The sequence below is a fragment of the uncultured Proteiniphilum sp. genome (genome assembly GCF_937873925.1).
Taxonomy (GTDB): Bacteria; Bacteroidota; Bacteroidia; order Bacteroidales; family Dysgonomonadaceae; genus Proteiniphilum.
In genome coordinates, this window is record NZ_CALNAT010000147.1 from 22426 (window position 1) to 34344 (window position 11919).

General features: G+C 43.3%; 7 protein-coding genes. 3 read left to right on the forward strand and 4 right to left on the reverse strand.

Annotation, left to right across the window (positions count from 1 at the left end):
• Positions 1-17 precede the first annotated feature (17 nt).
• The 4 genes from uvrB to Q0502_RS09875 form a co-directional block, all read right to left on the reverse strand.
• Positions 18-2027, reverse strand: coding sequence for an excinuclease ABC subunit UvrB (gene uvrB, locus Q0502_RS09860; RefSeq protein ID WP_298650122.1), 2010 nt, complete (start codon positions 2025-2027; stop codon positions 18-20).
• 75 nt (positions 2028-2102) lie between these two features.
• Positions 2103-3221, reverse strand: coding sequence for a hypothetical protein (locus tag Q0502_RS09865; protein WP_298650125.1), 1119 nt, complete (start codon positions 3219-3221; stop codon positions 2103-2105).
• A 515-nt stretch (positions 3222-3736) separates the two neighbouring features.
• Positions 3737-4993, reverse strand: a complete 1257-nt coding sequence (locus Q0502_RS09870) for a tetratricopeptide repeat protein (RefSeq protein WP_298650127.1) — start codon at positions 4991-4993, stop codon at positions 3737-3739.
• A 1-nt stretch (position 4994) separates the two neighbouring features.
• Positions 4995-6302 carry an AAA family ATPase gene (locus tag Q0502_RS09875; RefSeq protein ID WP_298650130.1) on the reverse strand — a complete coding sequence of 436 codons (1308 nt, stop codon included), beginning with the start codon at positions 6300-6302 and terminating at the stop codon, positions 4995-4997.
• A gap of 353 nt (positions 6303-6655) precedes the next feature.
• Here Q0502_RS09875 and Q0502_RS09880 point away from each other — a divergent pair, with 353 nt between their 5' ends.
• The 3 genes from Q0502_RS09880 to Q0502_RS09890 are packed head-to-tail and all read left to right on the forward strand — an operon-like array spanning position 6656 to position 11723.
• Positions 6656-7015: a diacylglycerol kinase family protein gene (locus tag Q0502_RS09880; RefSeq protein ID WP_298650132.1), complete on the forward strand. Its 360-nt coding sequence runs from the start codon at positions 6656-6658 to the stop codon at positions 7013-7015.
• A 6-nt stretch (positions 7016-7021) separates the two neighbouring features.
• On the forward strand, positions 7022-10042 hold the full coding sequence (locus Q0502_RS09885; RefSeq protein ID WP_298650135.1) for an AAA domain-containing protein: 3021 nt from the start codon (positions 7022-7024) through the stop codon (positions 10040-10042).
• A gap of 55 nt (positions 10043-10097) precedes the next feature.
• The gene (locus Q0502_RS09890) at positions 10098-11723 is read left to right on the forward strand and encodes a S41 family peptidase (protein ID WP_298650138.1); all 1626 of its coding nucleotides are present in this window, start codon (positions 10098-10100) and stop codon (positions 11721-11723) included.
• Positions 11724-11919 lie beyond the last annotated feature (196 nt).

Genomic DNA, 11919 nt, shown 5'->3' on the forward strand with positions numbered 1-11919 from the left:
TTAGTCTCATTAGCACATTATTTCAGCTTTTCCTCCAGCATGATCAACTGGTCACGCAATTGCGCAGCCTCCAGGAATTCCAATTTCTTTGCGGCTGTCATCATGGCTTTCCGGGTCTGTTCAATTTTTTTCTTGAGGTCATCGGTCGAAGCGTAGTCTGCTATCGGTTCGGCCGCCAGTGCATAATAATCCGGTTCTACGTATGCCCGGGCCTCAGCTATTGTTCTGTATTCTTTGGTCAATGCTGATGAGCGCGCCTTCTTTATCTGCTGCGGTGTGATGCCGTGCTCTTCGTTATATTTTATTTGTTTTTCACGCCTGCGATTGGTTTCGTCGATAGTTATCCGCATGCTGTCCGTCATCTTGTCGGCATAGAAGATCACCTTTCCGTTCACGTTGCGTGCCGCACGGCCGGCAGTCTGGGTAAGGGAACGATGCGAGCGGAGAAATCCCTCCTTATCTGCATCGAGCACCGCCACCAGCGACACCTCGGGCAGATCCAGCCCTTCACGCAGCAGGTTCACGCCGATCAGCACGTCAAACAGCCCGCTCCGTAATTCGTCCATGATCTTCACCCTTTCCAATGTCTCTACATCGGAATGGATATAGTTACACCTCACACCGTTTTTTGTCAGGTAATCGGTCAGTTCTTCGGCCATCCGTTTGGTAAGGGTGGTAACCAATATGCGTTCATTCTTCTCTACCCGTTGCCGGATCTCTTCCATCAGGTCATCGATCTGGTTCAGGCTCGGGCGCACATCGATAGGCGGGTCGAGTAGTCCTGTAGGGCGGATCAACTGGTCGACTACGATACCTTCTGATTTTTCCAGTTCATAATCGGCAGGGGTAGCGCTCACAAAAATGATCTCGGGGGTAATCGCCTCAAACTCTTCGAATTTCAGCGGTCGGTTATCGATCGCTGCCGGAAGCCGGAAGCCGAATTCCACAAGGTTCATCTTGCGGGAGTGGTCGCCACCGTACATGGCACGGATCTGCGGGATAGTGACATGACTTTCGTCGATGACAGTGAGATAGTCATCGGGGAAGAAGTCGAGCAGGCAGAAAGGGCGTGTGCCGGGATCACGGCCGTCAAAATAGCGCGAGTAGTTCTCTATCCCGGAGCAGAAGCCTATCTCCCTGATCATCTCCACATCATAGGTTACCCTTTCGTAGAGCCGCTTGGCTTCATAGGGTTTTCCGATGGACTGAAAGAATTCCACCTGTTTTCCCAGGTCGATCTGTATCTCATCCACCGCCCTGTTAATACGTTCCTGCGTGGTGACAAAAAGGTTAGCGGGAAAGATGCGGTAAGAATCCAACCGCTCAATGGTGATCCCGTTCAGCGGATCGACCGACTCGATGCTCTCTATCTCATCACCCCAGAAGATAACGCGAATAATATAATCGTGGTATGCCAGAAACACATCTACCGTGTCGCCTTTCACCCGGAAATTTCCCCGGTTGAAGTCGGCCGTTTCGTTGCGAGAGTAGAGGCTGTTCACCAACAGGCGCAATAATTGGTCGCGCTCCATCACCTGTCCTTCGCGGACATCGATGGTGGTCTTGTTAAAATCTTCGGGATTACCGATACCATAAAGGCAGGAAACGGAAGAAACCACTATCACATCGCTCCTTCCCGAAAGCAGCGAAGAGGTAGCGGCGAGCCGGAGTTTTTCGATCTCATCGTTGATGGAGAGATCCTTTTCAATATATGTATCGGTCGTCGGGATATAGGCTTCGGGTTGGTAGTAGTCGTAGTAGGAGACAAAATACTCCACCGCATTGTTCGGAAAGAAGCTTTTGAACTCGCTGTAAAGCTGTGCTGCCAGCGTCTTATTGTGGCTCAGCACCAAGGTGGGTTTGTTCACCTGCGCAATTACATTGGCCACTGTAAAAGTTTTTCCCGATCCGGTAACACCCAACAGGGTCTGATAGGGGACTTTCTGTCGCAGTCCCTCTACCAGCGCCGCGATCGCTTCCGGCTGATCACCGGTAGGTTGATAGGTTGATGTGAGTTGAAATTCCATAGATATTCTTTAACAAACAGGAATGAAATTAGTTTTCCGGATTCCTGTCCTGTACAGCATTTATTACTATTGACACTATGGCGCTTCGGGGTAGGGTTTCGTCTCAAATATGCTGACAATCTGAAAAAACGGATCAAGTTCCATATGCACAATATATCCATGCTCCTGCACCGTGGCGCCATCCTTCGGATAGGTCTTCTGAAGCGGTACATTGACTTTATAATGGTTGTTATTCATCACCTCATACTGTACGGACTCCAGATCCGGAACAAATTGCAGGGTCGCCCCCTCTGTTTGGGCACCGGTAACAAGCAATTCACCCGTGATCCTTTCACGGGTAGCGGTACCAGAGTCAAAAAAACGATATACGGTAGGCGCCAGATAACGAAACATTCCACTGTGGTTCAGGGAGGAAAGGGATACAAAGAAACCGTCTATTGTAGTACGGATGGTATCCAATACAGCTGCATCGGTGGATGGCGATCTGAAAAGCAACTCATACCTTTTCCGGGCCTCTGCAATATAATCGCCTCCGACCCCGCCGTTCTCCGCCAACAGGATATAGTCGGAGTAGGACTCTGCCGTATTCGTGTGTAAGGTTCCTATCCATACAAGCGAATCGAGTCTTGTTTTCACCAATGGGGTATAGGGACTTCCGGAATGACGGTCTAAGAAATCACGCAGCTCGGTCACGTTGTGTGTCTCTTTCATCCTTTCCCATGCCGTGGCTTCTTCCGATTTCAGCCTGAGCAGGCCTGCCTGTGCTTCATCAAAATGCGCTCCCCGGGGGTGTGCTTCCATATAGACAAGATATCCCTCTACCGAATTTGTTTTTACCGCTGCATCCCAACCGCTCCGCTCTAAGTTGCTTTTCCGGATGGTTGCGTTATATACAAAGAAGGCGCCTGACAGAAGAGCGATCACTAATATAAACAGCACCGGAGCCCCTACCCGCTTTTTCTTCTTCGGCACCGTTTTTTCCGGCGCTGGCGCTGGCTCTAATTCCGGCACTGGTTCTGGCTCCAGTTTTGATTCCGGTTCCGGTTCCACTCTCACCTTCTTCTCTCCGGGTTTCATCCCGGCCTCCTCTGGAATATCTACTTCATACTCTGTATGGATCTTCTTTGTGCAATCATCACAAAAGACCGTTTCTTCCGGTTTGTTTTTTCCGCAAAGGGGACAGGATTGGGACATAGTTTTTTCCAAATTAACAGGAACGTTTTCGGTAAACGAATACAGAGGCAAAACTTGTTTTGACTATGTCGAGTGCAGAAAACGACTAAATTTATTGAACTTTTATTTTCTACAAATTTACATGATTTTTTGAAACCGGCATAATTCATATAACTATTAGGTATTGTACTTCCAATGAATTACAGTTGCCACTTTCTCTCTTTTCCTCTTTATTATTCAGGTCTTGTCCAAAATAAATCAGGATTGTTAGTCTTGTAGTTAATAAATTTCACCCCAGTTTTTTCATTTCTCACTTCCTTTTTTTGTGGTGTTTGTTCGATGCCGTTGAAAGGTAGTAACTCAACCTACGCTACCTCCTTTTTGCCAGATTTCAGTATCATGTTCACTTACTAACAGCGTTTGAAGCCTGTAAAGATTTCTCGTCCTATAATAATTCTTTTGACTGCCGGCTGTCATTGAAACTCAAATCAAAGGCGTTACTCTTATTTGTCCGCCCACGTTCTTCTTTCTTCTTATTACTGGTTATTCTCTTTGATTAGTAAATAGTTTGCAACCCATTGAAAACCAACAAATCCTAAAATAAAAATTATTGTCATCAAATTAAATATTTCGCCTGTAGAAAAAATTAGTCCTATTGCCATGATACCCACAATTCCCAAAACTATGGTATAAGTCAATAGTCCATATTTATTTTTTGAAGGAGAGAACATTGTACTTAATGGTAACATCATGGCAAATCCGAATGAGGCAATAGCTAAAAATATTTCGTCTGATAATGCAAAATATAGAAGTATTCCAACAATAAATACTCCTAAACTTACAACCACGAAGTTTGAATTCATTTTTTCCTTTTTGTCCAGAAGCAATTGTCCGTATTTATTGAATCGTAAGAATAAATTACTTATTGGAGCAATAACCCAGGTTGAGAATGCAATAAGGGCAAGTATAATTATTGAAGGTATTAGATAGGGTTGAAGTGCTTCGTTATTGCGAGCAATTGTTTTTAATGCTCTAAAACCTAAATAAAATCCTATAATAACACCCCACTGATATTTTGCCGTTAGATTACTTATCCAAAAAGAATACTGCAGAAAAATGCGATAGACGGGATTTGTCGCCTTTAATGCTTCAAGCATACCTGATTGGGCATATTTAAAAGTCGGGGCGTTAGTTAGTGCTTCCTTAAAATGTCCCAATGCTTTTTTGTGGTCTCCTTTTTCCAATAAACCCCAGCCATAATTAGCATGGGTGTAAGCATTGTTCGGTTCTTCTCGCAATGCACTCTCAATAGTTTCAAATGATTCCTCATTTCTATTGAGCTTGTTTAAGGCTGTGCTTCTTGTATTAAGTGCTAATAAGTTTTGTGCATCAATTTCTAAAGCCCGGTTTGCGATTTCAAGGGCATCAATAAACTGTTTACGACCCAACTTGATATTTGCTAACAAAGCAAAATAGTCCGCATCATACGGGTCTAATTCAATGGCTTGGTCTATGAATAGCTCGGCTTCACTTAAACTGTCCTGTTGAATAGCAATCCGAGACTTGATATAAAATAAGTACGGGACATCGGGCGACAGCCCGATTGCATTATCAATTATACTATTTGCCTTATCAAATTTGTCTTGCTGATAATATACTTCTGCAAGCAATGACAGGAAATGAATATTGTTTGAATCCTCTACAAGCAAGTTTGAAAGGATTTTCTCCGCTTCCGCAAATTTTTTCTGTTGAAGTAGAATTTCAATTTTTGATAGTCTGTTATCTTCTGTCATGTTACTTTTTTATTTTCATGTATGTTAAAATGTCGTCATAAAGTCCTGAATCATTTGCAAACATGGCAAAATTCTTAGCTGTTGAAAACCACTCCTGAGTACTTGGCTTATGTTTTTTCAATGCACTTACCAAGTCGCCTGTTGCAAGGGGTTTTGGAACACCATCATTGAAAGATGCCTCTAATTTCTCCTCAATGGCAAGGTCAATAATTGCGTCAATATCAGCACCTGAATAATGTTCTGTTTTCTTTGCAATGGCCCGGAAATCTATCGTTTCTATCGGCTTGTTATTTAGTTTCAGTCTTAAAATTGATTCTCTTGTTGTTTCGTCAGGTGGTGGAACAAAAACAATCCTGTCAAATCTGCCCGGTCGTCTAAAAGCAGGGTCCAAGTTCCAAGGTGTGTTTGTTGCTCCGATAATTAAAACTCCTTCATTGGTGCTATTGATCCCATCGAGTTCTTGTAGAAATTGATTTATTAAGTGTCTGCCGCTTGATTGTTTCATGTCGCTCCTACTTGCTCCTAAGGCATCTATTTCATCAATGAATAAAACGCATGGGATGTTATGCCGGGCTAATTCAAAAATGTCGTGTAGATTTTTTTCGCTGTTACCTATCCACATATCTAAAATATCGTTCAAGCTAACACTGATAAATTTCGCATTCACTTGTCCCGCTGTTGCTTTGGCAATAAATGTTTTACCGCATCCGGGTGGACCATAAAGCAAAATGCCACCACCGATTTTTTTACCATAGGCTTTGTAAAGTTCAGGGTGAAGAAGCGGTTTGATAATTTTTAATTCTATTTCTTTCTTCACCACCTCCATACCACCCACATCACTGAAATTGATATTCGGCTTTTGTAAAAACCGGCTGTCAGCTTCTTCATCTGTTCCAGTAATTTCATCCCTGCCTCTTAGTCGTAATTGGTTGTCAAGTTCTTCGTCAAAGTAATTTGGCTCAATGGCTAATGCTTTTTTGTATGCCTCAATTGCTTTAGCTGTTGAATTTTCTTTCAAAAGTCCTTTTACATAAAGTGTAAATACATTTATATCACTCGTCCCATTGTCAATTACTTCCTCTAAAATCACATTGCAAGCCGAATAGCTACCCTTTTTGAAAAACACTTTAGCAAGTCCGATTTTCGCTTTGTTGTCGTTAGTGAGTTTTAGTAGCATTGAGTATTCCGTTTCTGCTTCCTCAACTCTGTTCAACGTCCATAACGTGTCAGCCAATAACTGTCTTAAAGGGGCATTGTCAGGAGAGTGTTTTAATGCCTCTCTTAGACTGTCGATTGTGTTATCATTCATAGTGTAAATGTTACTGCCGTTTCTGTTAAAATTACCGCTTACTCTTAAATAATGCGCAATATTACTACTTTCTCCCAAATATATGCAATAAAAATCAAAAAAAAGACAAATGATCTATAAACAAGTCTGTTGAGATCGATTTCCGTATACTTAAAGTGTATATTTTGTGAGCCGCACCGTTTATCTCGAGACGGGATTGTTTTTGCCGGAACAGACAAATTTTGTAAATTTGAATGCGGATTTTCGATTTGAGAATAGACTGATTTAATAATTCGTTGATTTATTAATCGGCTAATAGGGAAATCGGTAAATCAGCTAATCAATAAATCGTCATGGTTCTTTACTCTAAAATAATGTCCTATATAAAAAAACGAATTCTCTCTTTCGGGCATGCTTTCAGAGGTCTGCGTCTGCTGTTCAAAGAGACGCCCAATGCGCTGATACACCTGATAGCGGCAATCATCGCCATTACACTGGGATGCGTGTTCAGGATCTCCGGCGGAGAATGGCTTGCCATCATTATTGTTATCGGTACCGTATTTTCGATGGAGGCGGTGAATACCGCTTTGGAAAGGCTGTCGGATTATACCTGCAACAAAGAGATCCATCCCACTATCAAAAAAGTCAAGGATCTTGCCGCCGCGGCTGTTCTGATTGCTGTGGTGGCTGCATTGACGGTGGGAATCATCATCTTTCTACCTAAAATCTTCTGACCTTGTATGACTGAATTTTCGCTCCTTCCACCAAATATTTCAACCGATGTTATCCGCGTCCAGCTCCTTAAGGCGGATCGTGAGAGAAAGCTGCTTATCTGCGTAACGACAGAGAATCCAGGTACGGCATTGATTGCCAGATACGGCATTTCACCGGAGAACAGCGCTTTTGATACTTCAGTGGAAAGATTTCAGGAAGGGGCGAATCTGAATCTGATAGATTGTATTATCGATGGGGATGGTTTTCTCATCCCTAATTATATCATCCTTGAGCCTGATTACCTGATCGATGCTTCCGCTATTGCAGAATGTTTTCAGGACTATTCGATATCCCCGCTCCATTATTTCCGCAATAAATTTGAAGAAAAAGAGAATCGTTCTTACCTGTTATTAGGAAATTTAGCGAATTTTTTCCTCGACGAATTGGTGTTTGCGGAGAATCCGGAAGATGTCTCCTTCAGGGATGTATTCCTTCGGTCGTTCAAACAGTCGCCCTTCGAGTACACCAGTTGTGAAGATATCCGTTCCGATAATGATTTCCGGGAATTTATGAATAAAGCGCAAAGCCAGTTTGAAAATATCAAACGGGTAATTCGTGACGACTTTCCCGGACGAAGTATCGACCTGCATTGCTGCACGCTGGAACCTTCGTTCTTTTGCGAACGATTCGGCTTTCAGGGACGGCTTGACCTGTTACAACCCCATTCCGAAGAAACAGATGCCCGGATTGTGGAATTGAAATCGGGCAGGCTGCCGTTTCCGCCTTCTGACAACAGCAGGATTACGCTCAATCATGAAGTGCAGACCGCCGTGTACCGCATGATGGTCGAGACTGTCTTCGATAAAGAGACGCAGGGGGTGGATGCCTCCATCCTCTATTCGGCGGGGATCCGTCCGGGTGAAAATCTCCGTGCCTCCAAGGTCAACGGCGAGTTAGAGAAATCGATCCTGAACATTCGTAACCTGGTCGTAACCAATGAGCAGGCTATGATCCGGGGAGAAAATGAAGATACGGCGGCATTGTTCGGGTCACTGTTCAGCCTCCTTCACACAGAGCAAAAACTCCCTGCATTCTTCACCGGAAAAATAGAACGGATACGTGCGCTGCTGTGGAAATGCAGCGAACCGGAACTGACCCTTTTCTATCGCTATATCCGGTTTATCTCAAGAGAGTTGTATCATCAGAAAATCGGGGATATTGCCTGTGAAACGCCGACGGGTACGGCTTCGTTATGGAACAGCGCTTTTAGCGAGCGCGCCGAGGCGCTGGATGTGCTTTTCGACCTCTCCATCCTGACCATAGATGATTCCAGAGGTGATATGACAATCCTCTTCGCCCGGAATCAGACAGGTAACGATATTGTGAACTTCCGGGAGGGTGAGATCTGTATTGTCTATCCGAGGGAAAATGAAAACGACACGGTGTTGAACCGGCAGATATTGAAAGGCACCATTGCGCAGATCACTGCAGAGACAGTAGAAGTCCGTTTCCGCTATAAGCAGAAAAACCGCCGCTTCTTTGAAGAAAACCCGCTTTGGGCCATAGAGCACGATTCGCTGGACTCCACTTACAACAGTATGTACAAAAGTCTTTTCTCTTTTTTAGGCGCTTCCACGAAAAAAAAAGAGATCCTGATGGGGCTGGTACCGCCCAGGACAATCGACAGCCTGTCGGAGCAGGAAGAAGCCTCCAAAAAAACCGTCTATCCGGAAAATATTATCCGCAAAGCAATGAACGCCCGGGACTATTTCCTGATCGTGGGGCCGCCCGGTACGGGGAAGACATCGATCTTTGCCCGACGCCTCATTGAAGAATATCATGCACAACCGGGAAAAAACATCATGGTACTGGCCTATACCAACCGTGCGGTGGATGAGTTATGTGAAGCGATCAATGCCGCTTTCGGATGTAAAAAGGGAGAATGCGACGCCTATATCCGGGTGGGGACCGAACTCTCCTGCGCCGAATCCTACCGACACCGGTTGTTGCAACGGATCTCGGAGAAAGCCAAAGACAGAGAGTCGCTACGCCACGAGATAGAGCAGACACGTATTTACATCTCTACCCTTGCCTCCATCAACGGGCGAATGGAACTTTTCAACCTTAAGCATTTTCATGTGGCCATCATTGATGAGGCATCACAGATATTAGAACCGCAGATCATCGGGCTTCTGCCCCGCTTCGACCGGTTTATTATGATTGGTGATCACAATCAACTCTCTACCATTGTGTTGCAGGATCGTCAATTTTCCGGGATCAATGAACCGGTGCTGCATGAAGCGGGATTTACCGATTGCCGCGATTCTCTCTTTGAGCGATTGTTGCGCCGTTGCCAGGCGAAAGGGTGGCATCACGCCTACGCACAACTTACCCATCAGGGACGGATGCACAACGATATCGCCGCTTTTCCGGCTACCTGCTTCTACTCCGGGAATCTTTTTCCCGCACTCGACTGGCAATCGGAAAAATGGAAGCTGTACAGCCCGTCGGACAATTTTTTTGACCGGTGGGTCGCCACAGAACGTACCGTTTTCTTTTCGACGGGAAAGGTCAGCCATCCTTCCTCGTCCGACAAGATCAACGAGACCGAAGCCGACCTTATCATAGCGCTTCTGACATCCATCCGTAATGTATATGAGGCGAACGGAAAAACGTTCGACACCGGAGCAATCGGCATTATCGCCCCCTACCGGAACCAGATCGCGTTGATCAAACACAAACTGTCGTTAGCAGGAATCCCCCATTGGGAAAAGGTCATGATCGATACCGTCGAGCGATATCAGGGGAGCCAGCGCGATGTGATCCTGATCTCGTTCTGTGCGAATAAGCCTTATCAGATGAATTTTCTCTGTAACCCGAACCACGACGGGACGGTAGACAGGAAGCTCAATGTAACGATCACCCGTGCACGCCGGCAACTCTTTCTTGTCGGCAATGCCCCTGTCCTGCGTGAGTCCCCGGTCTATGCCGCCCTACTCGACTTTTACCGGGAAAAGAAAGTTTTGAGAGAGATTGAAAGATATTGAGAGAAATTAATATTAACCTGTTATTCAAAATAATACAAATTAATCTTTTAAAAAAATGAAAAAAATTGTTTTGTTTATCATCTTACATTTAATCGGTTATAATTTATCTGCTCAACACAATTATTCCAAAGATCTTCTAATTGAGGATTTCAGGGAATATATCGATTTTCTGGAAGAGGTCCATTGCGACCCATACAGTCCATTTGGAGGAAAAATCCAGTTTCACAGGGAGGTTCAGAATATTATCGATTCTATTCCCGAAAACGGATTAGACGAGGCCGCGTTCAGGAGTATTATATCCAAATTCAACTCGACGTTACAAGACGGACATACATTTATTTTGAATGAAAACAGACAGGATGTAACGAATGATCAAATACTGAATATGAAATTCAAAATTCTTCACCATGATCTGGCCGTATCACAATCCCGCAATGGAAAGCTGAATGGTTTAAAAATCACGGCTATAAATGATATTCCGTTGGATGAACTATTGAAAAGAGTGCAAACAATAAAAGCTTGCGAAAATATATCGGGCGTCTACTTATCGTTAGTTGAAATATTGATGCGAAAAAGTTCAGCGGAAAAACTTCTCGGACAAATAGACAACAACAGAATTAAGCTAGATTTTCTTGATAACCGGACTAATCAACAAACTGAATATATAGAATATACAGATTTAAACGAACGAAAAATCCAACCGAACACTTCTTTATTCAATGTAAACATATCAAAAACAATTCCTTTTGAATATAAATATATAGACGAAAACAAAAAAATCGTTTGGATGGCATACAACTCCACCTACTCACGGGAAGTCATTGAGTTCCAAAAGCAATGGGGACAGGATTATACCAATAACCTCAATATATTATACCAGGCATTCAATTTGGGAGAAGTACCGCAAGATTATACCGAAGCCATCACGAAAATACCCTCATTGAACGAAACATTTTATACCATGCTTAAAAGCATGAAACAACATAAATCCACCCATTTAATTATCGATTTACGTGAAAACGGAGGTGGCTGGAATCCCATAAATATTCCCTCGTTATACATGATGAAAGGGGATACATATTTCGGATATGACACCAAAGCGGCATACATTACCCTTTTATCCAAGCCTTTTCTGGAAAAAATAAATACCACCATTGAAGAATATAACAGTAGAAACAACACCACGTATACTATTGGAGATTATAGTTTCAGCCGTTTCTTCAACTCCTGGAACGAAAATTTATCGCTCGGAGAACGAAGAGTACAATACCTTGAGAATAATTTCAGTAAAGACTTTTCCGGGATTGATTTATTGAAAGAATTAGACGGAGAAGCATTGTATACCCCAAAAGTAATCGTCGTAACCAGTGCAGCTACTTTCAGCGCTGCTTTTCAGTATGCTTTCCTGCTGAAAGAGGTTTGTAACGCAACCATAGTCGGCGTACCTTCCTCCCAGGCGTACAATAGCGGAATGGGAACAACCTTTTATTCTTTAACTCATACGGGAATTAAAGGCTCTGTATCCAATTCCTATCAATTATTCGATCCGGATAATACGGTAAAAGACAGGATGCTTCATCCCGATTATCCCTTATTATGGGAGGATTTTATCCGATTCGATTCTAATGATGATGCCGAAATATTATATATTTTGGATTTAATCAACAAACGGAAGATTTAAATTGAAAATGGGCAGATTAATAAATTAGTTTGATATTTATTATGAACAAATACAATGAAACCATTCCATTTCCAAAATTTACAATGTAATTTTTCTGCACAACTTTTTTTGTTGTTACAATTTTTTATACCTTTGCAGTCCCATTGTCTTATGGTGTAATGGTAGCACAACAGATTCTGGTCCTGTTTGTCCAGGT

Excerpts from the sequence above, each read along its gene's own strand:
- Q0502_RS09885 (WP_298650135.1), top strand. The coding sequence starts at position 7,022 with ATGACTGAATTTTCGCTCCTTCCACCAAATATTTCAACCGATGTTATC.
- Q0502_RS09890 (WP_298650138.1), top strand. The coding sequence starts at position 10,098 with ATGAAAAAAATTGTTTTGTTTATCATCTTACATTTAATCGGTTATAAT.
- Q0502_RS09865 (WP_298650125.1), bottom strand. The coding sequence starts at position 3,221 with ATGTCCCAATCCTGTCCCCTTTGCGGAAAAAACAAACCGGAAGAAACG.
- Q0502_RS09880 (WP_298650132.1), top strand. The coding sequence starts at position 6,656 with ATGTCCTATATAAAAAAACGAATTCTCTCTTTCGGGCATGCTTTCAGA.
- uvrB (WP_298650122.1), bottom strand. The coding sequence starts at position 2,027 with ATGGAATTTCAACTCACATCAACCTATCAACCTACCGGTGATCAGCCG.
- Q0502_RS09870 (WP_298650127.1), bottom strand. The coding sequence starts at position 4,993 with ATGACAGAAGATAACAGACTATCAAAAATTGAAATTCTACTTCAACAG.
- Q0502_RS09875 (WP_298650130.1), bottom strand. The coding sequence starts at position 6,302 with ATGAATGATAACACAATCGACAGTCTAAGAGAGGCATTAAAACACTCT.